Origin of the sequence: Streptomyces sp. Q6, from assembly GCF_036967205.1 — a bacterium.
GTDB lineage: Bacteria > Actinomycetota > Actinomycetes > Streptomycetales > Streptomycetaceae > Streptomyces > Streptomyces citrinus.
Map to the genome: position 1 here is coordinate 3,388,804 of NZ_CP146022.1, position 25,250 is coordinate 3,414,053.

Annotated in this window: 13 protein-coding genes and 2 pseudogenes; 7 read left to right on the forward strand and 8 right to left on the reverse strand. The window is 73.6% G+C overall.

Annotated features, from left to right (window positions below; all coding sequences use genetic code 11):
- Positions 1 to 68: 68 nt before the first annotated feature.
- The 3 genes and pseudogenes from V2W30_RS15710 to V2W30_RS15720 form a co-directional block, all read left to right on the forward strand.
- Positions 69 to 1,397 (forward strand): sugar ABC transporter permease, encoded by a 1,329-nt coding sequence (locus V2W30_RS15710; protein ID WP_338703630.1) that lies wholly within the window; start codon positions 69 to 71, stop codon positions 1,395 to 1,397.
- Positions 1,394 to 2,275 carry a carbohydrate ABC transporter permease gene (locus tag V2W30_RS15715; RefSeq protein ID WP_338697116.1) on the forward strand — a complete coding sequence of 294 codons (882 nt, stop codon included), beginning with the start codon at positions 1,394 to 1,396 and terminating at the stop codon, positions 2,273 to 2,275. Before V2W30_RS15710 ends, V2W30_RS15715 begins: the two co-directional genes overlap by 4 nt.
- A gap of 145 nt (positions 2,276 to 2,420) precedes the next feature.
- Positions 2,421 to 4,563 (forward strand): annotated as a pseudogene (locus V2W30_RS15720) (bifunctional glycosyltransferase/CDP-glycerol:glycerophosphate glycerophosphotransferase); the annotation flags it as partial.
- Positions 4,564 to 4,683: 120 nt separating this feature from the next.
- On the opposite strand, the gene V2W30_RS15725 reads toward V2W30_RS15720, so the two are convergent.
- The 6 genes and pseudogenes from V2W30_RS15725 to V2W30_RS15750 form a co-directional block, all read right to left on the reverse strand.
- Complete coding sequence (locus V2W30_RS15725; protein ID WP_338697118.1) at positions 4,684 to 5,829, reverse strand: glycosyltransferase; 1,146 nt, start codon at positions 5,827 to 5,829, stop codon at positions 4,684 to 4,686.
- Positions 5,826 to 7,811 (reverse strand): CDP-glycerol glycerophosphotransferase family protein, encoded by a 1,986-nt coding sequence (locus V2W30_RS15730; RefSeq protein WP_338697120.1) that lies wholly within the window; start codon positions 7,809 to 7,811, stop codon positions 5,826 to 5,828. Before V2W30_RS15730 ends, V2W30_RS15725 begins: the two co-directional genes overlap by 4 nt.
- Before the next feature lie 350 nt (positions 7,812 to 8,161).
- Positions 8,162 to 8,503, reverse strand: a complete 342-nt coding sequence (locus V2W30_RS15735; RefSeq protein ID WP_338697122.1) for a hypothetical protein — start codon at positions 8,501 to 8,503, stop codon at positions 8,162 to 8,164.
- Positions 8,500 to 12,008: pseudogene (locus V2W30_RS15740) on the reverse strand (bifunctional glycosyltransferase/CDP-glycerol:glycerophosphate glycerophosphotransferase). Before V2W30_RS15740 ends, V2W30_RS15735 begins: the two are co-directional and overlap by 4 nt.
- A gap of 186 nt (positions 12,009 to 12,194) precedes the next feature.
- Positions 12,195 to 13,010, reverse strand: a complete 816-nt coding sequence (locus V2W30_RS15745; RefSeq protein WP_338697124.1) for a TylF/MycF/NovP-related O-methyltransferase — start codon at positions 13,008 to 13,010, stop codon at positions 12,195 to 12,197.
- 60 nt (positions 13,011 to 13,070) lie between these two features.
- Positions 13,071 to 14,204, reverse strand: a complete 1,134-nt coding sequence (locus V2W30_RS15750; RefSeq protein ID WP_338697126.1) for an acyltransferase — start codon at positions 14,202 to 14,204, stop codon at positions 13,071 to 13,073.
- A gap of 575 nt (positions 14,205 to 14,779) precedes the next feature.
- On the opposite strand from V2W30_RS15750, the gene V2W30_RS15755 reads away from it, so the two are divergent.
- Positions 14,780 to 15,733 carry a hypothetical protein gene (locus V2W30_RS15755; protein WP_338697128.1) on the forward strand — a complete coding sequence of 318 codons (954 nt, stop codon included), beginning with the start codon at positions 14,780 to 14,782 and terminating at the stop codon, positions 15,731 to 15,733.
- A gap of 402 nt (positions 15,734 to 16,135) precedes the next feature.
- Here V2W30_RS15755 and V2W30_RS15760 read toward each other — a convergent pair whose 3' ends face one another.
- Positions 16,136 to 17,311, reverse strand: coding sequence for a hypothetical protein (locus V2W30_RS15760; RefSeq protein WP_338697130.1), 1,176 nt, complete (start codon positions 17,309 to 17,311; stop codon positions 16,136 to 16,138).
- Between the two features lie 406 nt (positions 17,312 to 17,717).
- Entirely contained in the window at positions 17,718 to 19,817 is a 2,100-nt protein-coding gene (locus V2W30_RS15765) for a CDP-glycerol:glycerophosphate glycerophosphotransferase (RefSeq protein WP_338697132.1), read from the reverse strand.
- Between the two features lie 424 nt (positions 19,818 to 20,241).
- Here V2W30_RS15765 and V2W30_RS15770 point away from each other — a divergent pair, with 424 nt between their 5' ends.
- Genes V2W30_RS15770 through V2W30_RS15780 form a run of 3 tightly spaced genes read left to right on the forward strand, consistent with a single transcriptional unit; the run spans position 20,242 to position 25,249 of the window.
- On the forward strand, positions 20,242 to 22,746 hold the full coding sequence (locus V2W30_RS15770) for a glycosyltransferase family 2 protein (protein ID WP_338697134.1): 2,505 nt from the start codon (positions 20,242 to 20,244) through the stop codon (positions 22,744 to 22,746).
- Positions 22,737 to 23,717, forward strand: a complete 981-nt coding sequence (locus tag V2W30_RS15775) for a CDP-glycerol glycerophosphotransferase family protein (RefSeq protein ID WP_338703631.1) — start codon at positions 22,737 to 22,739, stop codon at positions 23,715 to 23,717. The genes V2W30_RS15770 and V2W30_RS15775 overlap by 10 nt, the downstream gene beginning before the upstream one ends.
- Positions 23,714 to 25,249, forward strand: coding sequence for a hypothetical protein (locus V2W30_RS15780; RefSeq protein ID WP_338697136.1), 1,536 nt, complete (start codon positions 23,714 to 23,716; stop codon positions 25,247 to 25,249). The genes V2W30_RS15775 and V2W30_RS15780 overlap by 4 nt, the downstream gene beginning before the upstream one ends.
- Position 25,250: the final 1 nt, after the last annotated feature.

A 25,250-nucleotide genomic window follows, 5' to 3' on the forward strand; every position in this document is an offset into this window, starting at 1 on the left:
GCGGCCTGGCGGGTGCGTCCGGGGCCGACGCCCCCACGTCCCCCGACCGCCCCACCCGCTTCAAGAGCGTGACCGGCACCCGCAAGTCCGTCGCGTTCCTGTTCCTGCTGCCCGCGCTCGTCCTGCTCGGCGCGCTGGTCATGTACCCGATCGGGTACTCGTTGGTGCGCAGCTTCTTCAACGCGTCGGGCAGTTCGTTCATCGGGTTCGACAACTACGAGACGCTGTTCACGCGCGACGACACCAAAGCGGCGATCAACAACAACATTTTCTGGGTGGTGCTCGCCCCGACGATCGCCACGGCCCTCGGTCTGATCTTCGCCGTGCTCACCGAACGCATCCGCTGGGGCACGGCGTTCAAGCTGGTCGTCTTCATGCCGATGGCGATCTCGATGCTGGCGGCGGGCATCATCTTCCGGCTCGTGTACGACCAGGACCCGGAGAAGGGCGTGGCGAACGCGGTCGTCACCTCGGTGCACGACACGTTCGTCTCGTCGTCCGCGTTCCCCAAGGCGCATCCGCGGCCGGACGCGGACATCGCCGGCAAGGCCGGTGGCCCGTTCCTGACCAAGGAGCCGGTACGGGCCGGAACTCCGGTCCTGCTGCCGCTCGTCGGGGTCGCGCCCGACCAGATGCCGGGCGGCGCGAAGCCCGCGAAGGCGGCCCCCGCCACGTCGGGGAAGGTCACCGGCACGACCTGGCAGGACTTCACGCTCGGCAAGGGGGCGGGGAAGAAGAACCAGGTCGACGCGAGTGAGGTCGGCTATCCCGGGATGCGGATCGAGGCCGTGAAGGACGGCGAGGTCGTCGCCTCCACGACCGCGGCCGACGACGGTACGTTCACGCTCCCCGCCGCCGCCGACGGGGCCAGGCTGCGCCTGCCCCAGGCCAACTTCGAGGAGGCGTACAACGGCGTCGACTGGCTCGGCGACAAGAAGTTCTTCACGATCCACCTGGGCGGATTCGACCTCTACCTCAACATCGTGACGACGTCGATCATGCTCGCGTACGTGTGGATGTGGGCCGGGTTCGCGATGGTCCTGATCGGCGCGGGTCTGGCCTCCATCCCGCGCGAACTCCTGGAGGCGGCCCGGGTCGACGGTGCCACCGAGTGGCAGGTGTTCCGCCGCGTCACGGTGCCGCTGCTGGCACCCGTGCTCGCCGTCGTCCTCGTGACGCTGATGATCAACGTGCTGAAGATCTTCGACCTGATCTTCATCATCGCGCCCGGATCGTCGCAGGACGACGCGAACGTCCTGGCGTTGCAGCTGTACAGCTCGGCGTTCAACGAGGGCAACGAGGGGCTGGCCAGCGCCATCGCGGTGCTGCTGTTGCTCCTCGTGATCCCGGTGATGTGGTTCAACATGCGGCGACTGCGGCGGGAGGTACGGCGATGACCACCGTGGACGAGAGCGTGAAGGGAGAGCGGTCGCTCGCCCGCCGGATCGGTGACTCGGTCCGCGGCGGTGTGCTCCAGTTCGTCCTGCTCCTGGTCGGCGCGCTGTGGCTGATCCCGACGATCGGGCTGCTGCTCTCCTCGCTGCGCTCCCCCGAGGACATGGCGGCGAGCGGCTGGTGGAAGGTCCTCAGCGAGCCGTCGCAGCTCACCTTCAAGAGCTACAGCAGCCTCCTGGAGAACTCCGACATCACCCAGTCCCTCGTCAACACCGCCCTGATCACGGTGCCCGCGACCCTGCTCGTCATCGTGATCGGCTCGCTGACCGGGTACGCGTTCGCGTGGATGGAGTTCCCGGGCCGCGACTGGTGGTTCCTCGTCGTGGTGGGCCTGCTGGTGGTGCCGGTGCAGCTCGCCCTGGTGCCGATCGCCAAGCTCTTCGGCGACCTCGGCATCTTCGGATCGCTGATCGGCGTGATCCTCTTCCACGTCGGCTTCGGGCTGCCGTTCGCGGTGTTCCTGCTGCGGAACTTCTTCGCGGAGATCCCCCGCGAGCTCCTGGAGGCGGCCCGGCTGGACGGCGCGGGTGAACTGCGCCTGTTCGTACGGGTCGTGATGCCGCTCGGCGCGCCCGCGATCGCCTCCCTGGGGATCTTCCAGTTCCTGTGGGTGTGGAACGACATGCTGGTCGCGCTGATCTTCACGGACACCGACAGCCAGCCGATCACGGTCGCGCTCCAGACCCAGGTGCGGCAGTTCGGCAACAACGTCGACGTGCTCGGCCCCGGCGCGTTCATCTCGATGGTGATCCCGCTGGCCGTGTTCTTCGCGTTCCAGCGGCAGTTCGTGTCCGGTGTGATGGCGGGCGCCGTGAAGTAGCGCTCGTCTGAGCGGTGTTGAGGGGCGGGCCGGACGGACCGGTCCGCCCCTCACCCGTCCCCCATATGGCACATTCGGCGTAACCGATCACATCCGTCGGGCGTTCCCGGGCAGTATGCCCGCGCCGACCCATGGATGTGCCACCTTGCCCCGGTTCAGTGTCATCGTCCCCGTGTACAAGGTGCAGGCGTACCTGCACGAGTGCCTCGCCTCGGTCCTTGAACAGTCCTTCACGGACGTCGAGGTGATCGCGGTGGACGACTGCTCACCGGACGCCTGCGGGCAGATCATCGACGAGTTCGCGGCGCGCGACGCCCGGGTGACGGCCGTCCACCTCGACGAGAACGTCGGCCTCGGCCGCGCCCGCAACGCGGGCCTGCGCCACGCCACCGGCGACTACATCCTCTTCCTCGACAGCGACGACACCCTCACGCCGGGCGCGCTCCAGGCGATCGCGGACCGCGTCAAGGAGACCGGCTCCACCGACGTCCTGATCTACGACTACGCGCGCACCCACTGGGACGGCCGCGAGATCCGCAACCAGTACGCGCACCTGCTCACGCAGGAGGGCCCGGCGTCCTTCACGCTCGCCGACCGGCCCGGCCTCCTGACGCTCCTGATGGTGGTCTGGAACAAGGCGTACAGCCGCGAGTTCATCGAGCGGGAGGGCTTCACGTTCCCGCCCGGCTACTACGAGGACACGCCCTGGACCTATCCGGTCCTGATGGCCGCCGAGTCCCTCGCGACACTCGACCGGGTCTGCGTCCACTACCGGCAGCGGCGCCAGGGCAACATCCTGGGCACCACCTCCCGCAAGCACTTCGACGTCTTCGAGCAGTACGAGCGCGTCTTCGAGTTCCTCGACCAGCACCCGGACCTGGACGCGGAGTGGCGGCCGCTGATGTTCGGCCGGATGGTCGACCACCTGTCCACGATCTTCACCAAGCGGGGCCGGCTGCCGCGCCGCAGCCGCGCCGAGTTCCTGCGCAAGTCCCGTGCCCAGTACGCCCGTTACCGCACGCCGCGCGTCCGCCTGCCGGGCCGCAGCCGGCTGCGGCACACCTTGGTCCGCCTCGGTACGCACCGCACGTACCGCGCGCTGTGGGTGGCGCTGCACGTCAAGCGGCGCCTGGGCGGCTACGCGACGCGGGCCCGCCGCACCCTCAGGGCGGCCGTGCTCCAGCTCCACTACCGCGTCCAGCTGCGGCTGCCCGTACGGCAGGACGAGGCGGTGTTCTCCGCGTACTGGGGGCGCGGCCACGGCTGCAACCCGGGCGCCCTGGAGGAGGCCTTTCGCGAACACGCCCCGCACGTGCGGACGTCGTGGATCGCGGACCCCGCGCACCACCACACGATCCCGACGGCGACCCGCCGCCTCACCCCCGGCACCGCTGCGTACTGGACGGCGCTCGCCCGCTCCAAGTACCTGGTCAACAACGTCAACTTCGACCGCCGCCTGGTCAAGCGCCCCGACCAGATCCTCATCCAGACGCAGCACGGCACCCCGCTGAAGAAGATGGGCCTCGACCTCCAGGACCACCCGGCGGCGGCGCGCGGCACGGACTTCGCCGCCCTGCTGCGCAACGTCGACAAGTGGGACTACGTCCTGTCCGCGAACCGGCACTCCACGCTCGTCTGGGAGCGGGTCTTCCCGTCCTCGTACACGACGCTGGAGTACGGCTACCCGCGCAACGACCGGCTGGTCAGGGCGAGTGCGCAGGAGGTCGCGCGCATCCGCGGGACGCTCGGCATCCCCGAGGGCACGACCGCGATCCTGTACGCGCCGACGCACCGCGACTACCGCGTCACGCAGCGCCGCACGCTCGACCTGGAGCGGATGCTGCGCACGCTCGGCCCGCGCTTCGTGATCCTGACCCGCGCCCACCACGCGTACGAGGCGCCGCTGGCCGACGCGGCGGGCGGCCGCCTCATCGACGTGTCGGACCACCCGAGCGTGGAGACGCTCTGCCTGGCCGCGGACGCGCTGCTCACGGACTACTCGTCGCTGATGTTCGACTACGCGTGCCTGGACCGTCCGATCGTCGTCCACGCCGACGACTGGGAGGCGTACGAGGCGGCCCGCGGCACGTACTTCGACCTGCGTTCCTTCCCGCCCGGCGCCGTCGCCCGCTCCGAGGACGAGCTGATCGACATCTTCGCCACCGGCCACTGGCGCGGCTCCCGCTCCGCGCAGCTGCGGGCCGCGTTCCGTGAGCGCTTCTGCTCGTACGACGACGGGCGCGCCGCCGAGCGTGTCGTGCGCCGTGTCGTGCTCGGCGAGCAGGTGTCCGCGCCGGCCGGGGGCGGGGCCGCCCTCCCCACCAGAGCGCGGCCCCGTCGCACCTCGCGCGCCCCACGGGGAGCTGACCGGCCGGCGGCGCACCCCGCGGTGCGCCGCCGGGCCCGCGCTACCGCTCCAGCAGGGCGAACAGGTCCTCCCACATCTCCAGGACCCGCTCCTCGGAGAAGCGCTGGACGTTCACCCGGGCCCGCTCCCCCATGGCGTCGCGCATGCGCGGGTTGCCGGTGAGGCGGAGCAGGCGGTCGGCGAGGGCGTCGATGTCGCCGACCGGGGCGAGCAGGCCGTCCTCGCCGTCGCGGACGATCTCCCGGACGCCGGGGGCGCAGTCGAACGCGGCGCACGGGACGGCGCTGGCCATCGCCTCCATGAGGGCGAGCGGGAAGCCCTCGCCGCGGGAGGACTGCACGAACACGGAGGAGGCGGCGAGGGCGGCGGGCACGTCGTCCGTGCGGCCCTGCCACTTCACCGACCCGTCGAGCCCCAACTCCGCGCACTGGCTGCGCAGTTGTGGCTCGTCGGCGCCCGCCCCGTAGACGTGCAGCTGCCAGTCGGCGCGGAGCGGCGCGACCTTCGCCCAGGTGTCGAGGAGCATGTCGACGCCCTTCTGGTCGGCGAGGCGGCCGATGGAGGCGACGACCTTGTCGGTGCGCGGTGACGGGATCGCGGGGAGGTGGGCGAGGGCGTTGGGCATGACGTCCACGTTGTCCAGGCCCTCGGCGGTCCAGAGGTCGGCGTCCTCCCGGGTCAGCGCCAGCCAGCGGTCCACGTGCGGGTAGTGCCGCTTGACCCAGTGGTAGCGGTGGCAGGCGCGGGAGTACGCGAACGACTCGTGGCTCATGCCGATGACCTTCAGGTGCGAGGTGTCGATCTCGCGCAGCCACTCCATCGGCCACACCTGCGTGACGACGACCACGGAGCCGGCCGGGGCCGGGCCGAGGAGGGCGTCGAGCCTGGCGACGGCCTGCTTCTTCGCGGCGATCCGGCGGGACTCGCGGCGGCGGGCGGGCACGCTGAACCGGCGGACGCCGCGCAGCGGGCGCGGGGTCGGCGGATGCGTCGCGTAGAGGGCGGTGACGGGGTAGTCGGGCGCCTCGGGCACCGCCATCTTCAGGTCGGACTCGTGGACGCCGATGACGTGCACCCGGTGCCCCGCCGACCGGAACAAGCGGGCCATCTGATGGGTCCAGGCGGTGACGCCGCCGAGTTCGTCGGTGGTGTTGGCGACGAGGAAGAGGTCGCGGGCCGCGGTCATGAGCCTGCCTTTCGGGTGAAGAGGGCGTCGACGACGGCGCGGGCCGCGCCCCCGTCGTCGTACGCCCCGAACTCGGCGGCGAACGCCCGCCGCGCCTCCTGCCAGTCCGCGTCCGTCTCCTTGAGCCGGACGAGGGCCCGGTGCAGCTCGTCCTGGGTGTCGACGACGGGGCCCGCGGCGCGGGCGCGCAGGTCGAAGTAGCTGCCGCGTTCGGCCGTGTACGTGTCGAGGTCGGGGGCGAAGTGCACGATCGGCCGGTCGAGGAGCGCGTAGTCGAACATGATCGACGAGTAGTCGGTGATCAACACGTCGGCGAGGGTGAGGAGTTCACTGACGTCGTGGTGGGCCGAGACGTCGACGACGGTGCCCGCCGGGGTGACCGGGAGGGTCGCGGCCTCCATGTAGTGGGCGCGCACGAGCAGGACGTGCGTGTCACCGAACCGCTCGGCGAACTCGGCGACATCCAGCAGGAGTCGGGCCTTCTTGCTCGTGGGCGTGCCGCGGAACGTGGGCGCGTACAGGACGATCGCCTTGTGGTCGGGGATGCCGAGCGCGGCCGCGAGGGCGGGGCGCGGGAAGCGGCCCTGGCGCTCGTCGCGGCGGCGGGCCTCGACGAGGCGGTCGTTGCGCGGGTAGCCGACGCGCATCAGCCGTTCCTCGGGGATGCGGTAGGCGCGCGCGAGCGTCGTCACGTCGTGCTCGGAGCGGACGAGGAAGCGGTCGAACCGGCCGACCGCGCGGGCGAGTCGCTCACGCTGCGGAGCGTTCTGCGTCTTGTGCCGGATCTCGTCGTACCCCATCCGCTTGTACGCGGAGCCGTGCCAGGTCTGGAGGTACGTGGTGTGCTTCGGCTTGTCCAGGGCGTGCGGGAAGCCCTGGTTGTCGACCCACCACTCGGCGCGGCCGAGGGCCCACAGATACCGCCACGACCAGCGGCGCACCAGCGTGGCGCCCTTCGGGAATCCCGTCGGGTCCTGCGCGTACGACCAGAAGACGCGCGCCCCGCGCCGCCGGGCGACGAGCTCCTCGTGGATCGCGCGGGGGCTGTCGCCGTAGCACGTGCCCATGTGGCTCTCGAAGACGACGGTGCCGCGGCTGACGGGGAGGCGGCACAGGACGCGGCGGTAGACGCGGGTCTTGAACCGCCGCGTGTGCAGGGCCCTGTACGCCGTGCGGAGCTTCCTCCCGAGGCGCTCGGCCGTGCGGGCCGGGCGGACGTTCAGGGCGTACCGGGCGAGGGCGGCGGCCGTGCGGGCCGGGCGGCGGCGCGGCAGCAGGCGGAGCGCGAGGTGGTGCCGCGCGTCGACGTACGGCTGCCAGGTGTCGGCCGTGAGGCGGCTCAGGCGGGGACGGGCCGGGAGCGCGGTGCCCTGCGCGGGGACGGTGTCCTTCTCGGCGAACAGGTCGAGCGGGGGCAGCCGTTCGCCGTCGACGGCGAGCAGCAGGCGGGGGTTCCAGACACGGTCGCCGATGCCGCGCGGGCGCAGCACCCGGGTGAGCGGGACGACGGTGCGCCAGGTGATCGTCTCGCCGGTGAGGCGGACGTCGTCGACGGGCACGGTCACCGTCCGCTCGCCCGCGTCGCGCACCTGGAGGGCGAGGTGCGCGGTGAGGACCGCGGCGCGGTCGCCGTCGATCAGGCCGGCGGGCACGACGACGGCGCCCTCGACGACGAGGCGCCCCTTCTCGCGGGCGCACCGGGTGACCCGGTTGAGGAGGCGCAGGCCGGTCAGCGGGCGGCGCTCGTGTCCGGGTTCGCGGGGCGAGACGACGGTGCCGGGCCGCTCCAGGGCGTACGCGGCGGTGTGCACGCCGTCGGCGTCGCCGGCCAGGAGGAGGGCGACGGCGGCGCGCTCGGCCCGGGGCAGCTCGTCCAGGGCGTCCGGCGCCACCACGTCCGCGAGCAACTCGGCGTACTCGGCCGCCAGTTGTGCGCGCCGGTCACGGGCGAGGCCGAGGAAGGCGCGGGCGCACGGCAGCACGTGGTCGGTGAGGAACGCGGACCCGCGCCGGGCCCGCAGGCCGGGGTCGGTCAGGAGCGCGAGGGCGCGGCGCTGCGCGGCGACGGCGGCGGGCAGGTCGCGCAGCGGGTCGGCGGCGGCGCGGTGCGTGGTGATCAGGTTGGGGACGAGGGTGATGCGGCGGGCGGCGAGGGCGAGGTGCTCGGGTGCGCTGCCGCGGACGCCGTCGGCCCAGCTCCGGCGGACGCAGTACCCGGCGCTCAGCGCGTCCCGCGCCAGCAGGTCGGGGGCCTCGGCGGCGTCGGTGAGCGTCCGCGTCCGCGCGTACAGCTCGCTCTGCCACGCGGGGGCCTCCCCGGTCCCGGCGCCGGTCAGCCGGGTCCAGCGGCCCGCGACGAGGTCGGCGTCGGTGCGGCGGGCGGCCGCGAAGAGGTTGCGGCAGGCGTTGCGTTCGAGGAGTTCGCCGGGCGCGAGCGGCAGGACGTAGGTGCCGCGGGGGCGCCGACGCGGACCCGGTGGGGGTGGTCGGCGGCGAGTGCGGCGCCGGTCGCTCCGGTGCCCTCGCCGGTGAGAGCGGCCTCCGCGCCGGCGAGGGTCTGGTCGAGGATCGAGGCGACGGTGGCCCTGAGCAGCTTCGGGTCGGTGCCCGCGGGGCAGTCGACGACCACGCTGACATCGAAGAGTTCGGCGATCCCTGTGGTGGCGGTGCTCATCGACGGCCCCCGTCCCCGACGTGGGCGAGCATCGCGTCGGCGACCTGCGCGGCGGCGGTGCCGTCGTCGAGGTCGCAGAACGCCTCGCGGAACCGCTCGTAGGAGTCGCGGTGCCCGGCGACGGCGGCGTCCGGGTCGAGCAGCGCCGCGATCACCTCGTCGCTGGTGCGCAGGAGCGGGCCGGGGGCCTGGGCGGTGAAGTCGAAGTAGAAGCCGCGCAGGGTGTCGCGGTAGTGGTCGAGGTCGTAGGTGTGGAAGAGCATCGGCCGGCCCGTCTGGGCGTAGTCGAACATCATCGAGGAGTAGTCGGTCACCAACACGTCGGCGATCAGCAGGAGTTCGGCCGCGTCCGGGTAGCGGGAGACGTCGCGCACGAAGTCGGAGTCGGGCACCGCGCCGCCGACGAGGTAGTGGCGGCGTACGAGCAGGACGTGGTCGTCGCCGAGGGCGGCGCGGACCGCCGCGAGGTCGAGCTGGAGGTCGAGGCCGTACCGCCCCGACCTGCGGGGCTGGTTCTCGCGCCAGGTGGGGGCGTAGAGGATGACCCGGCGGCCGTCGGGGATGGCGAGCCGCTCGCGCACGGACGCGGCGACCTTGTCCCGGTCGGCGGCGTGCAGCACGTCGTTGCGCGGATAGCCGGAGGCGAGGACGTCGCCCTCGTAGCCGAAGGCGCCGCGCAGGACCGGGGTGGCGAAGCTGTTCGGGGAGACGAGCAGCGACCACTGGTCGGCGCGGGCGGGCAGCGTGGCGATGTACTTCCGGTCGGCGGACGCGCTGCCGGCCAGGTCGCGGCCGATGCGCTTGAGCGGGGTGCCGTGCCAGGTCTGGACGACGTACTGGCCTTCGGCGCGCTCGAACCACTCGGGCAGGTGCGTGTTGGTGACGACGGCCCGGCAGCGGGCCAGCGCCTCGTGCCACTCGGCGCTCCACAGGGCCACGGTGGTGACGCCGGGCGGCACGTCGACCTGCTGGTCGCGCACCACCCACAGGTGCTCCCACTCGATGTTCCTGGCGAGGAGTTCCTGGTGCACGGCGCGCGGCGAGTCGGAGTACTGGCGGCCGTCGAAGCTCGCGTAGAGGACGGCGTCGCGGCGCGGCAGCGTGCGCTGCTCGGCGTAGCGGGCGCGCAGCGCCGCCTGGGCGCCGCGGCCCTGGTCCCGCTCCGGCAGCGCGGAGCCCGAGGTGATCAGGAGCTGGTCGTGGTGGCGGCGCTGCACGGTGAGGTCGCGGCCGCGCAGGTTCCGTACGAGCGGCAGGTCGGCGTGGCGCGCGGGGGCGACGAGGAGCGGGACGCGGCGCTCGGGGTCGCTCTCGCCGGGCTCACGCAGGAACAGGTACCAGTTGCCCTCGGCCAGCGGCAGGGTGCCCGCGGGGCCCGCGACGGCGTGCGGCCGCACGAGCGCCTCGAAGCGGCCGTCGGCGAGCGTCAGGGGCAGCACGGCCTCCTCGTCGTGGCCGCTGTGCACGAGGACCAGCTCGCGGCGCCCGGCGCCCGGGTAGCTGCCCGCGAGCAGCAGGTGCCCGGTGTCGTCGCCGTCCGTGCACACCCGGCACGCGCTGTCGGCCGCGCACTCCTCCCAGCGGACGGTGTCGACGACGGGCCGTACGGTCTGGTCGCGCAGTTCGGTGTTGCCGGACGGGTTGGCGAGCACCATCAGCTCGCGGCCGCCGCCCAGGGCGTGCCGGCCGGGCGCGATGTCGGGCCGCACCGGCAGCGGGCTCCACGCCCCGCCCTCGCGGACGAGGCCGACGCCCCACGGGTCGGCGGCGCCCTGGGCGGCGCCGAAGAGGGCCAGCGGGACGCGCGCGCCGAAAGTGCGGCCGCCCAGGGTGACGGGGAGGTCGTGGGCCTCCTTGGTGCGCCAGTTCTCGACGCGCAGGGCGATCGGGGCACCGGGCCCGTCGGGCGCCAACTCGCCCTCGATACAGAGGTGTTCGCCGTCGCGCGTGTGCGCGACGAGGCGGGCCTTGAGTCGCTCCACGCGCAGCCGGAACCGTCCGTCGCTGAGGGTGGGCACGAGGCGCAGGAAGTCGTCGAGGTGGCGGACCGGCACCGGACAGGGGCCGCTCATCCGCACGGGCCCGGTGCGCGGCAGCAGCCCTCCGGCGTACGCGCCGAGCTCCAGGTTCCAGGTGGCGCCGGCCCGCGTGGTCACCAGCTTCGCCGGGTCGACGACGACCTCGAACCCGGCCCGGTCGTAGCTGTGCAGGCCCTGCCGCGAGGCGAGCGTGGCCTCGCGGGAGCGCACGGTGCGCAGCCGCAGCGGCACCGCGCGCCGCTTGCCCGCGCGCAGCCAGGCGATCCGGGCGCGGGCGGCGATCCGGCCCGCGGGCAGATTGCGGACGTAGGCGAAGCCCTTGAGCCGGAGCCTGCCGTCCTCGTCCCAGGCGGCCTGCGTGATGCGGGCGTCGAGCGGGATGTCCGCCGTGCCGAGCCCGACGACGCCGCGCGGCAGCCGCCGGTCGAGCACCGGGAAGTCGGCGCGGCGCCCGCGCAGGCCGCGGCGGACGCGGAAGGCCCCGGGTTGGCCTTCTCGTGCGCCATGAACGCGAGGAGTTCCGCCGTCCGGCGCTCGCGGATCAGCCGCCAGCGCACGCGCAGGCCGAGCGGCAGCTCGGCGAGGACGGCCGGGTCCACCGTGTCCGCGAAGGAGTTGGCGTGGTCGAGGAACGCCTCGTGGTAGGCGCTGTCCCCGTCGGGCAGCGCCTCCATGAACATCCACAGGTCGCCGGAGACGACGGACGCGTCGTAGCGCCGCTTGCCCTCCCGCCACTCCTCGCGCTCGCCGAGGAACCGGCTGACGTGGGAGACGGAGGCGGTGCGGTCGTGCACGGCGCGCGGGATGGCGCGCCGGTTCGAGATGGAGCCGTCGCGGTCGCGCCACAGGTAGACGGTGTCGGACAGGACGTCGACGGAGCGGGCGAGGAAGTGCGCGGGCAGCACGACGGGGATGTCCTCGAAGAGCACGCCTTCGGGGAACGCGAAGGCGTGCTCCTCCCAGAAGGCGCGCCGGAACACCTTGTTGCAGGCGATGCGGTCGGCGAGCAGGTCCCAGTCGCGGGTGACGTGAGTGGCGGTGCGGGTGGTCGCCATCGCCTTGCGGAACATGGGCGACTGCTCGGTCGCGCCGCCCTCGCGCAGCCGGAAGACGTTGCCGGTGACGAAGTCGGAGCCGGACGCCTCGACGGTGTCCAGCATCAGCGCGTACGCGCCCTCGGGGATCACGTCGTCGCTGTCGACGAAGGCGAGGTGGGTGCCGGTGGCGTGCCGGGCGCCCGCGTTGCGGGCCGCGCCGAGACCGGCGTTGGCCTGTTCGACGAGCCGGAACCGGGCGTCGTCCGCCGCGAACTCGCGCGCGATGGCCCCGCTGCCGTCGGTGGATCCGTCGTCGACCATCACGACCTCGATGTCCGGCACGGTCTGCGCCGCCAGCGATTCCAGACAGGCACCGAGGTAGTTCTCGACGTTGTAGATGGGGACGACGACGGTGAGGCGGGGTGTCATGCGCTGCGCACATTCCTTCCGGCGAACGGCGAGGGACCGGCGGTGGACCTTCGAGGGACCTACTCGTTAACAACCGGTGCCGCCGCCCCCGGTCACCCGCCCTGCGCCATCCGGGTGATCGCGAACCGGCTCCCGCGCCTCGGGGCGCGGGAGCCGGAGATCAAATCCGCGCAGGTGGGGCGCAGTTCAGGGCTTGACCGCGATGCGGCCCTCGTCCATGCGGAGCAGCAGGAGCCGCTCGCCGGTCTCCTCCAGGAACTCGTCGACGGCCTGCCGGGAGCCCTGCCAGTACCCGTAGTCGTCGATGAGCAGCACGCCGCCGGGCACCAACCGCTGGTAGAGGTGGTCGAGTTCGTGCTTGGTGGAGGCGTACCAGTCGGTGTCGAGACGCAGGATCGCGATCTTGTCGGGGGCCTCGCCCGGCACGGTCTCCTCGACCTTGCCCCGCACGTAGTGGACGCGCTCGGCGGGGTAAGGCACGCGCCGGAAGCCGGACTTGACGTCGTCGAGGGTGGCGTACGCCCAGATCGCCTTGTCCTTGTCGTTGCGCGCGAGGATGTCGGCGGCGGGGGTGCCGTCGCGCCGCAGGTCCTCCGCGGTGGGCTCGGTCATCCCGTCGTACGTGTCGAAGAGGTACAGGTCACGGTCGGTGGCACCGCAGCTCAGCAGCGTCTTGGCACAGGCCTGCATCGAACCGCCGCGCCACACGCCGCACTCGACGATGTCCCCGGGGATGTCGTGCCGGACGACGTGCCGGGTCGCGAGGATGAGGGCGTTGAGCCGCTCCGGCGACGTCATCGTCCACGGCTTGACCGAGCGGATCGTCTCCTTGGCCTCGTCGTCGTAGTCCGCGGGGAACTTGAGGCCCTTCGGCTTCGGCGCGGGCTTCGGCGGTGCGGGCTTCAGGGTCGTGGCGGCACGCTGGGCGGGCACCTGCGGTCGGGTCAGCTGGTATCCGGTGAGCGTCCGGAGTGCGCCGTTGACGGCTTTCTTCCATGCCATGGGGCGGGACACTACGCGCAAATCACCCTCCCTGTCACGCTCAGTCAACTGGCCGTCACTTTAAGTGGATTGATGGTGCGTCCACCACTTCCGGGCGGGTTCCTCGACGTAGCGGTAGGCGGCCCAGGACAGGGCGACGGTGACGCTCGCGACGCCGAGCAGGGTGAACACGGAGAGGTTCGTGGGGTCGGGCCGCTCCCAGTGGTCGAGGATGAGCCGGTTCACGGTCTGGTGCAGCAGATAGAAGGCGTACGACCAGGCGCCGAGCCGTACCATCACGGGCCCGCAGAGCCATCCGCGCCGCCCGTCGCGCTCGCGCTGCACGTACGCGACGATCACGAGTACGGAGAAGAGCGCGACCAACGGCCGCACGGACCAGGCGAGTTGACCGGCGGCAGCGTCGGAGAGCCACGGATCGCGGTGGACGTACACGACGGTGTACGCGGCGAAGACGGCGGCGAGGACGCCGGGGCGCAGCGGGACGCGCAGGCCGCGTCCCACCGCGAGCGCGAGGGCGAGGCCGAGGACGAACTCGGGCAGGCGGATGACCGGGAGTCGCATCAGCCACTCGCAGCGCGACGGCGAAAGGTGCGCGGCGGCCCACCAGTTGACCGCCCACATGGCGACGAGCCCGGCGCCCGCGAGTGCGAGGAGGGTACGGGTCCGCAGCCGGTAGGCACCGCGGACGACGAGCGGGAACAGGAGGTAGAAGAACACCTCGACGCTCAGCGTCCACGACACGCCGTTGCCCGGGAACATCGGGACGACGCCCGGGAACCAGGTCTGCACGAGCACGAGCGAGGCGAGGAAGCTCGGCAGGTCCCACGGCACACCGCCCCACACGTGGAACACCCAGACGCACGGCACGGTCGCGGCGAGGTGCAGCGGCAGGATGCGGCCGGCGCGCCGCCGGTAGAAGGCGCGGGCGGACGTCCCCGATCGGTGCCCCCAGGCCAGCAGGAACCCGGACAGCACGAAGAAGAACCCGACGCCGTTGACACCCATCGTCGAGTACGGGAACAGGACGGGGCTGTGCGCGACGCCACCGCCGGGACCGGTGCCGGTGAAGTGGTGCGTGAACACGGCGAACGCGGCGAGGAACCGCAGCCCGGTGAGGGAGTCGAGCCGGTCGGCGCGGGGCGCTCGGGCGCGCTGCCGCAGCGGGGACTGGTGCGGGAGGAGCGCGCTGCTCATCGGGGGGCCTCCGCGAGGACGACGGGGGCGGTGCGGCGCGGGGCCAGGGGATGGGCTCGGCGGAGCCGGGCGGTGCGGGGCGGCTCGACGAGGCCGCGGGCGTCAGCCGGCCCCCGCAGCCACCCAGGTACCCCCGCTCCGCGTGCTTCGCGTGCCGCATCCGGTCGATCCGGGGCTTCGCCCACTCCCGTACCGCGGCGATGCGGTCCGGCCCCGCGGGGACCGCCGAGGCGAGGACCCAGTCGCCGCCGTTCCCCTCCCGGTAAAGCGGGACGTACCCGGCGTCGGCCAGCCGGTCCGGGGTCAGCCCGGTGCGGCCGACCCACGCGGCGTGCGCGTGCAGCAGCGCGGGACGGACCTCGTCCAGCACGTACCGGCGCAGCCCCGCCCGGTCCCCGGCGGCGTACGCGGACGCGATCCGGCGGTCGGTCAGACCGGCCAGGTCGACGACGCGCAGCCGGCTCGTGAGCAGCGTGCCGCCGAGGTCGGGCAGTACGACGGTGGCGCCGGGGCGCAGGGCGAGCCGGTCGGCGTACGCGTCGAACGTGCGGCCGTAGCGTTCGGCGACCCAGCACATGGACAGGGTCGGCTCCGCGGTGAACTCCTCGTCGCGCACGCCCTGCCCGGCCAGGGAGAGGACGAGCGCCCCGCCGAGGGCGCAGCCGAGCAGGACGCGGGCCCGCGTCCTGGCGGTGCTCCACGCGGCGGTGACGGCCAGCGCCGCGAGCGCCGAGCCGAGCACCCACACGGGGGTGGCGAACCGGTACAGCGGCATCCAGTCCGCGGCGAGCGCCCCGTACGCGAGGAGGCAGAGCGCGAGCGGCACGCACAGCACGCCGGTCACCCGCCGTACGGGCCCCGGCCTGGCCAGGACGAGCCCGGCGCATCCGGCGCAGACCAGGACGAGCGCCCACCCGGCGTACCCGAGCAGTTCGCCGACCTTCGCGAACTCGGCGGTGTCCGGGGCCTGTTGGGCCTTGGCGACGGCCGTGTTCGGCACCCACAGGCCGAACGTGGCGCGGCGCCACAGCAGGAAGCCCCCGTACCCGGCGGCGAAGACGGCGCAGTGGACGAGGACGTCGCGGACGGCCGCCCGGCGGCGCAGCAGCAGCGCGGTGACCGGGTACGCGGCGGCGAGCACGGCGCCGTCGGGCCGGGTCAGCGCGGCGAGCAGGGCGAGCCCGGCGGCCCCGCACGCGAGACGGGTGCCGCCGCCCCGCACGAGCAGCAGCGCGAGGGCGGCCGCGGCGAGGCCGTACAGGGAGTTCTCCAGTCCGGAGAAGCACCACACGACGTACGAGTACGAGGCGGCGAGGAGCCCGCCGGTGCCGAGCACGACGAGCCAGGCCCGGTCCGGCAGCGCCACGCGCGCGATGCCGCCGACGCAGGCGAGGGTCCCGGCGACGCAGGCGAGAGCGAGGGCCTTCGGGAAGAGCGCGAGGTCGCTGACCCCGGACCAGGCGCCGTGGTCGAACAGGCCGAGCACCCGCCCCACGAGCAGCAGGGCGAGCCAGGCCGGGTTGGAGTAGCCCTCGACGGGGCCCGCCCCGGCCTGCTGCACCGGTCCGAGCCCGTCGCCGACGCTGCGGACGTACGCGAAGGTGACGGCGGCGTCGTCGACCACCCACTGGCCGAGCCCGGCGGCCCGCCCGCCGACGAGCGCGGTCCCCGCGGCGACGGCGGCGGCCGTCGCCCAGGGGCGGACGCGCCGACCGCGCGGGCCGGGCGGCGCGCCGGGCGCGCGGGCGGCGGGGAGGGAGGAACGGGACGGTGCCGGAGGCCGGTTCAAGATCTTCATCAAGGGACCAACACCCGACCGGCCCCTCGGTCACCTGTGCTGGTCCACCCGGGTGACCGGACCGGTCCGGCCGGTCCGCGCGGGCGCCGCCCTCCCGGTTCACCCGGAGCAGGTCACCCCGCGCACGACCCGCTCAGCGCGCGCAGCCCGGGACGGGCCCGCCCCTGCGCGTGTACAGGACCAGGCGCCCGCTCTTGCGCCGCTCCTGACTGACCGGTGCGAAGTCCTGCTGGAGGACGGCGAGTTCGGCCCGTTCGTCGGCCGAGCGGGTGCGCCGGCCCGGGTGGGCGGCCTCCGCGTCGAAGAGGACCCAGACGCGCGGCAGGCAGTCCATGCGGGCGGCCAGTTCGCGCCGGGGTACGTCGACGCCGTAGAGGGTGCCGGAGGCGGCGCCGGACGTGCGCAGCGAGACGTCCCTGACACCGGCGACCGACGCCGGGTACGCCTCGCTGTAGCGGCGGCCGGTCTTCGGCAGGTACAGCAGCGGGTCGCCTGGGCGGAGTCGGGCCGACAGCATGCGGGCGACCGCGCCGAGGTCGTCGCGCCGGGCGTCCGCCGAGCGCTGGTGCACCTGGAGCGGGAGCTGGGCGAGGAAGGCGACGGCGATCAGGCCGGCGCCCGCGAGCGCGGGGCCCGCCGCGCCCGGCGCGGTCCACGGCACCCGGGCCAGCAGCGTCTCCGCCCCCGCCGCCACGAGCAGCGGCACCCCGGCGAACGCGAAGAGCGCGTACCGGGACGCGTACAGCGGATGCCACTGGGAGACCGTGAGGAGGATCAGCGGCGGGACGAGCGCGAGCGGCAGGGCCAGCGCGACCGGGCCGCACGCGCCGGAAGCCCTGCGGGGCAGCGGCCGGCACACGGCGACCGCGATGAGGGCCAGCGTCGCCGCGTACAGGGGGCCGTCGTGGCCGGTCGCGGTGCGCAGCAGCGTCTCGGCGTCCGCCCGGCCGGGCCGCCGGATCCAGGCCACCTGTTCGCTCTGCCCGTGGGTCAGCGCGACGAGCGGCAGCAGGAGCAGCGCGGAGCAGCCCGCCGCCGCGCCCCAGCCGCGCCAGGTCCGCCACGGCACCCGGGTCACGGCGAGCGTCACGGCGTGCGCGCCGAGCAGCAGGACCGCGAACTCGTGCAGCCAGGCGGTGCCGGTGACCGCCCCCGCGTAGGCGATCCAGCCACGCGCGGCCGGCCGTTCGACGCACCGCGCGAACAGCAGCGTCGCGCCCGCCGCCCCGGCCGCGACCAGGGCGTACGAGCGGCCCTCCTGCGCGTAGTACTGGGCGAAGGGGCGACCGCGTACAGCAGGCCCGCCCACAGGCCGACGCGCGGCCGGGCCAGACGGCTGCCGAGCGCGGCGACGCAGCAGGCCGCGGCGCTCGCGCCGAGCACGGACGGCAGCCGGAGCATGACCTCGCCGGGGTGCAGCGGCAGCACGAAGTGCATCAGCAGGTAGTAGAGGCCGTGCACCGCGTCGATCGAGCCGAGCACGTGCCACAGCTGCGGCAGCGACCGGGAGGCGACCATGACGGTGGCGGCCTCGTCCCGCCACATCGTGCCCCGGTCCAGGTGCCACAGCCCCAGGACGAGCGCGGTGGCGCCGGGCACCACGACGGCCGGGATCCGGGCGCGCGCGGTCCCGGCCCATGAGTTCAGCAGCATGGGGCGAGCCTGTGCGACCGATGCCGCGCGCCGCGGCGGGCCCGCCCCGCGCCGCGCGAACGTCACCCGTTCAGAAACAGCGTCCGTACGACCCGCTCGGCGGCGCCCCCGTCGTCGTACGCGCAGAACCGCTCGCGGAACGCCGACCTGAGCCGGGTCGTGTCCGCCGTGTCCCAGGTGCCGTCCCTGAAGTGGGCGACCAGTTCGTCCTCCGACGTGGCGACCGCGCCCGGGGTGTCGCCCGGCAGGCCCGACAGGAGGTCGAAGTAGGTGCCGCGGGCCAGCCGGTAGGCCTGCCAGTCGGGGGCGTACGTGACGATCGGCCGGTCCAGGCACGCGTAGTCGAACATCAGGGACGAGTAGTCGGTGACCAGCGCGTCGGCGGCGAGGCAGAGGTCCTCGACGCGGTCGTGCGCGGTGACATCGATCAGGCGCGGGTGGGTGTCGGCGAGGCCGGCCTCGTGGCCGTAGAAGTAGTGGGCGCGGACGAGGACGACGGTGTCGTCGCCGAGGGCGTCGGCGAACCGGGCGAGGTCGAGGCGGGGCAGGAAGCCCTTCTGGTAGTCGCGGTGGGTGGGCGCGTAGAGCAGGGCGCGCTGTCCGTCGGCGATCCCCAGCTCCCGGCGGATGCGCCGGATCTCGTCGTCGCCGGTGGTGAAGTAGACGTCGTTGCGCGGATATCCGGCCTCCAGCGGGGCGTACGCCGACGACGGGTACACCCGCTCCCAGACCTGTGTGGAGTGCGGGTTGCTCGACAGGCTGTAGTCCCACTGGTCGGTGTGGGCGAGGACCTTGGCGAAGCTGATGCCGTGCGTCCCGGCCGGGTAGCGGCGCTGGTCGAGACCCATCCGCTTGAGCGGGGTGCCGTGGTGGGTCTGGAGGTAGACCTGGCCGGGGCGCTTGGTGAAGCCGCCGGGGAACGACGAGTTGTTGATCAGGTACGTGGCGGTCGCCATGGTCTGCCAGTAGCGGCGCGAGCCCTCGATGACGTACGGGACGCCCTTCGGGACGCGGTCCTTGTGCCGGGAGGAGACGACGAAGACACCCTTGACGTGCGGGGCGAGGGCGCGGGCCTTGGCGTGGATGGCGGCCGGGTTGCAGCTGACGCCGCGGTTCCAGTACGCGCCGTAGACGGCGAGGTCGGGGTCGAGGCGGGCGGTGCGCAGATCGGTGCGGTAGGCGGCCTTCATCAGACGGGACCGCAGCTTCTTCTTCTGCCGCGCGAGGCGCGAACTCACCGTCTTCCTGCGGTCGTTGAGCTTCTCCTGCTTCTGGTACGCGGACCAGGACCCGGCCGCGAGGGCCGCTTCGCGCGGCCCTTCGGGGGTGTGCCCCGCGGGGCGGTGGGCACGGTGGAGTTCGGCGGCGAGGCGGAAGAACTCGGGGCGGTCGGCGGCCGGGACGCGGCCCGCGTCGTCGAGGACGGCCAGGACGCGGGCGACGGCGAGCGGGAAGAGCCGGTCGCGGTCGGCGGCGGAACCGGCGAGCAGGTCCCCGTACCGCTCGATGACGGCGAAGTGGCCGCGGCCGGGCGTGCCGTTGACGCTGCCCGCGCGGCGCTTGCGCCAGCGGACGCAGGCGCGGGGCAGCACGGCGACGGTGTCCGCCTCCAGGACGGCGCGGTGGACGGGGACGACGTCCTCGTACGGGCCCTCGGGGGTGAAGGCCAGGCCCTGTCGCGTCCAGAAGTCGCGGCGCACGGCGCGGTTCCAGGCGGCGGGCGTGACGGTCAGCGGGTCGAGCCCCTCGACGTCGAGGGCGTCGCCGACGGACCAGACCTTGTCCCACCAGTCGGTGCGGTCGTGTCCGTAGAGCAGGACGTCGGGATCGCCCGCGGCGGTGAGCGCGGCGTCGATCGCGGCGAGGGCGCCGGGCAGCAGCATGTCGTCGGCGTCGAGGAAGAGGAGGTGGCCGCCGGTGGCGCGGGCGATACCGGCGTCGCGGGCCGCGCCTGCGCCGGAACGCTCCTCGATCCGGACGAGTTGCACGCGCGGATCGCGCTGCGCATACTCCGCGGCGATCGCGCCGCAGGCGTCGGGCGACCCGTCGTCGACGACGATCGCCTCCCAGTCGCGGTGGCTCTGGCCGAGTACGGAGTCCAGGCACTCGCGGAGGTAGCCCTGGGCGCGGTAGGCGGGGATGACTACGGAGAATCGGGACATAACGCCCGACGTTACCCGGGGGCATGGCCTCGGGGCGCCATACAGCCCCGCCAGGGGCGCGGCATCGGGGCGTCACGCAGCCCCGCCAGAGGTGTGACCTCGGGGCGACACACAGCCCCGCCAGGGGCGCGGGGAACTGCGCGACCGGCCACGACGGCGTGGCACCCGCCGATGACAGCGCGCCCGGCAACGGCGCCGAGGCCGCGGGGCTCCGCCCCGGACCCCGCTGCTCAATCGCCGCAGGGGCTTGATATGCCCAGGCCCGCTCCCCCACGCACACCGCAGGGGCTTGATGCACCAAGCCCCCCGACGCACCACAGGGGCTTGATAGGCCAGGCCCGCGTCCGCGCACCGCCGGAGGCGACCGTCACCCGTAAGGGTTAGTAGAGGCAAAAGCGTTGACGCAAGCGGGCACATCGGATGAATGCCGCATACGCCTCGTCACCCCCGCCTCAGCGTCATCGTGCCCGTCTACAACGTCGAGGACTACCTGGCCGCATGCCTCGACTCCATCGCCGCCCAGACCTTCACGGACCTCGAAGTCATCCTGGTCGACGACGGTTCGACCGACTCGGGGTCCGCGATCGCGCGGGCCCGCGCCGCGAGCGACCCCCGGTTCCGGTACGTCCGGCAGGACAACGCCGGGCTGAGCGCCGCCCGCAACACCGGTGTGCGCCACGCGACCCCCGGCACCGAGTTCCTGACGTTCGTCGACAGCGACGACATCGTGCCGCACGACGCGTACGAGCGGATGACCGCCAGCCTGGACCGGACCGGCTCCGACTTCGCGACCGGCAACGTCTGGCGCCTGAACGAGCGCGGCCGGTCGCAGGCCTGGCAGTACAAGTGGCTCACCCGCGGCCGCGAACGCACCCACATCACCCGCGACCAGCAGCTCCTGTCCGACCGCGTCGCCTGGAACAAGGTCTTCCGGCGCTCCTTCTGGGACCGGCACGACTTCACGTTCCCCGAGGGCAAGCTGTACGAGGACACGCCGGTCATGATCCCGGCCCACTTCCTCGCCGAATCGGTCGACGTGCTCCACGACCACGTCTACTACTGGCGGGTCCGCGAGGGCAGCATCACCCGGCGCCGCACGGACGTGAAGGGCGTACGGGACCGGATCGCGGCCTGCGACCACGTGAGCCGGTTCCTCGCCGAGCGGTTCCCCGACCGGCCGGAACTGAAGCGCACGTACGACACGTCCTGCCTGCGCGACGACTTCGTCTACTTCCTCGACGGGCTGCCGATGGGCGGGCCCGAGTACCGGCAGGCGTTCCTCGACGACACGGCCGCGTTCCTGCGCCGCGCCGCACCGGACGTCGCCGAGGCCCTCCCGGTCGACCTGCGCGTGAAGTGGCACCTGGTGCGCGAGCGGCGCCTGGACGACCTGGTGCGGCTGCTCTCCTTCGAGCGCCGCAACGGCACCGCCTTCCACGTCCGCGGCTCGCTGCGCCGCACCGCCTCCTACCCGGGTGTGGCCCGCGTCCCCGAGCACCTCGTCAAGGTCGGCAAGCGCGAGCTGCCGGTGGTGGCGCGGGTGCGGGAGAGCGCGTGGGACGCGGACGGGAAGCTGCGGATCAGCGGCTACGCGTACGTGAAGAACCTGGCGGCGGACCGTCCCGCCCACTCCGTGAAGACCGGACTCCTCAAGGCGACGAACAGCCGCACCCAGGTCCGCCGCGTCCCGACCCGCACCGCCCCCGACCCGGCCGCGACCGTCAACTCCGGCCAGGAGCTGCACAGTTACGACCACGCCGGCTTCACCATGACGATCGACCCGGAGAAGCTGAAGGTGAAGGGGCGGTGGCAGCCCGGCACCTGGAACCTCGGGGTCGTCCTCGCCGGGCACGGCCTGCTGCGCCGGGCGGCGCTGCGCGCGCTCGACGGTTCGGCGCAGCAGAACCTGGTCCGCGACCTCGGCGACGGCGCCCGGCTCGTCGTCGGTCACACCAAGGGGCGCCTGGCCCTGAAGGTCGTCGCGTACACGGCGCTCGCCGACGACCACCACGCCGAGGGCGGCAACATGGTCCTCGCCGGGCGCCTCCTGAACGGCCTCGAACCGCGCACGCTGCGCCTGACCCACAAGCACTCCGGCACCGAGTTCGCGTATCCGGTGACGTGCGCGGGCGGCCGTTTCCTGGTGCGGATCGCGCTCGCCGACCTCGCGGGCGTGCCCGCGCCCGAGCACCGCGCGCCCAAGGAGGTCGAGCCGCCGCACGGCGACCGCTGGCAGGTCAACTTCGTCCTGCCGGACGGGAAGAAGCGCTCCGTCGCGGCGGCCCTCGACCTCCCGCCGACCCGGTACACGGCGGCCGGGCGCGCGCTGTGCGCGACCGCCAACGACCAGGGGCAGCTCGTCGTCGAACTCACCCGGCAGCCCATCGCCGACCTGGTCAGCTGGGCGGGTGACGGCTCGTTCGTCGTGGAGGGCACGGCGCCCGAACTCTCCTGGCGGCAACCGGAGTTCGTGCTGCGGCACAGTTCGACGACCGAGGAGCTCACGATCCCGGCCGACCAGTACGGCGACCGCTTCCGCGCCGTCGTCGCACCGGCCGCGCTCTGGGAGGGCCGCTGGTACGGGTTCCTGCGCGAGGCCGACGACCGCGACGGGGACGGCGTCCCGGTGCGCGTCCTGACGTCGGTGGCCGGCGGACTGCCGCGCCACCGACCGTCCGGGGACCGGCACGGGGCCCGGGAGTTCACCCTCGACCGCCGCTTCGGCGACCGGCTGCTCGTCGAGGCGGGCCCGGCCCTGCCCCGGCCGACCGCGGCGCGTACGCCCGCCACCGCCTGCGCACCGCGTTCTACCCGGCCCAGCGCCGGCTCCCGCTGCGGGACGCGATCCTGTACGTCGACGGGGACTCGCCGCGCGCGATCCACGAGGAGCTGGTCCGGCGCGGCACGGACGTCGAGCACCTGTGGGTGACCAGGGACGCTCGCACCCACGTCCCGGCGTCCGCGAGCGGCGTCGAGGAGTTCTCCTCCCCCTGGTACGCGGCTCTCGCCCGCTGCCGCCGGATCGTCACTGCCCACCAGTTGCCCGACTTCTTCGAGCGCCGTGAGGGCCAGACCGTCGTACAGACCTGGGACGGCGCCCCGCTCAAGCGGATCGGCACGGACCTCACGGACACCCTGTACGCCGACCACGACCACCTGGCGCAACTGCCGGGCCTGGCCCGCCAGTGGGACGTCCTGGTCGCGCCCTCGCGCTGGTCGGCCCCGCATCTGTCGCGCGCGCTGGCCTTCGACGGCGAGGTACTCGAAGCCGGATCACCGCGCAACGACGTCCTGTTCACCGCCCCCGACGACCGCCGCAAGCGGGCCGAGCGGCTGCGCCGCGACCTCGACATCGACCCGGGCAAGCGGATCGTCCTGTACGCGCCGACGTACCGGGACCACCTCGCCCACTCCCCCGGCCGCTTCCGGCACGAGCCCGCGTTCGACTTCGCGGCGGCGGAGCGGGAGCTGGCCGCCGACCACGTCCTGCTCGTCCGCAAGCACCCGCGGGCCACGGGCCGGCTCACCGGTGCCCGCGCCCCCTTCGTGCGCGATGTCACCGGGCACCCGAGCGCGGCCGAACTCCTGCTCCTGGCCGACGTGCTGGTGACGGACTACTCGTCCCTGATGTTCGACTTCGCGCACACCGGACGCCCGATGCTCTTCCACACGTACGACCTGGAGCACTACCGGGACACGGTGCGCGGCTTCTACCTCGACTTCGAGGACCGCGCGCCGGGCCCGCTCCTCGCGTCGACCGACGACGTGGTGCGCGCGCTGCGGGAGCTGGAGGACGTCACCGCGCGCCACGCGACGGCGTACGAGACCTTCCGCGCGTCCTACTGCGACCTCGACGACGGGCGCGCGGCGGCGCGGGTCGCGGAACGGCTGATGCGATGACCGTCTCCACGCTCACCGGGCGGGTCGTCCGCGGCGCCACCGCGCTGCGCGGCGGCCGCGCCTGGCGGCCCACCCCGTTCTTCGTGTTCGGCGGCCTGTTCTGGCTGGTGATGACGCTCGCGTACTGGCGGGTGCCGATGTGCTGCGACTTCGGCCAGCACGCGGCGGTCGTCGAACGCCTCAGGGCGAGCCTGCTGCACCCCCGCCACCCGATGGCCGACCTGCCGGGCGCGGGCAGCCCCTACTACTCGCCGTACGCGGTGGCGCAGGGCGTCTTCGCCCGCGTGACGGGCCTGGCGGGCTGGGAGGTCGTGAAGCTCGCGGGCCCGCTGAACCTCCTGGTCCTCCTGACGGGCCTGGGCCGCTTCGTCCGTACGCTGACGTCCCGTCAGTGGGCGCCGGTCCTGGCCCTGCTGGCGATGACCCTGCTGTGGGGTACGCGCACGGCGTGGTGGAGCGGCTACCTGGGCCTGCTGTCGATGACGGGCAACCTCGGCTACCCGTCGACGTTCGCGATCGGCCTGTCGTTCTGGGCCTGGGCGTGGACGGCGCGACTGCGGTCCGACAGCGCGTACGGGGCGTACGCGGGTCTGGGCGTTCTGGTGGGCGCGATCCTGTTGATCCACCCGATCTCGTCGGTGGCCGCGGTGATCGGAGTGGTGAGCGTGGGGGTGGGCCGGGGCGCGGCCCGCCACGAAGCGCTCGCGCCGACCGCGCTCGCCCGCTGGGCGACGGCGCTCCTCGCCACCGCGGCCGTCACCCTGCTCTGGCCCTACTACGACGTCCTGTCCCTCGTCGGGGACAGCAGCGTCGACGGCATCCACCGCCAGCTGTACACCGCGATGCCGGAACGTTTCTGGCTGGCCTTCCTCGGCCTTCCCGTGCTGTTCCTGCGCTGCCGCCGCGACCGCCGCGACCCGCTCGCCCTGATGTTCGCCGCGGACGTCGTCGTGATCGCGTACGGCTGGGCGACCGGCCACTACACGTACGGCAGGATCATGGGCCTCGCCCTCGTCCCGCTCCAGTTCTCCCTGGCGATCGCGCTGGCGGCTCCGCGCCCGTGGACGTGGCCGCGCCGCGCCCTGGGCGCCGTCGCGGCGGCGGGCGCGGCGCTCGGCTTCGTCGCGGTGCAGGGCGGCGCGGTCGTGCCGCGGGTCCTCGACCAGCCGCCGATGTGGCCGACGTACACGTGGGCGGCGCAGCACGTGCCGCCCGGCGACGTGGTCCTGACGAACGGCTACCGGCCGACCCGTTCGCTGCCCGGCTTCGGCCCGAACCTGGTCGCCCCGGCCTGGCCGGACCCGGCCCTCGACGAGCACGAGCGGCAGCGCCGGCTGACCGCGGTCCGCGCCTATCTCGCCCCGGACTCCACCCGCTCGGAGCGGATGGCGATCGCGCGCCGCTACGACGTGCGCTGGCTGCTGCTCGACCGCAGCCAGAAGCTGCCGCCGGAGGCCGTCCTCGTAGCGTGGAGCCCCCGGACCGGCGAGGTGCTCGCACGGGTCAACGGGGGCTCACCCAGGACCGGTTGAC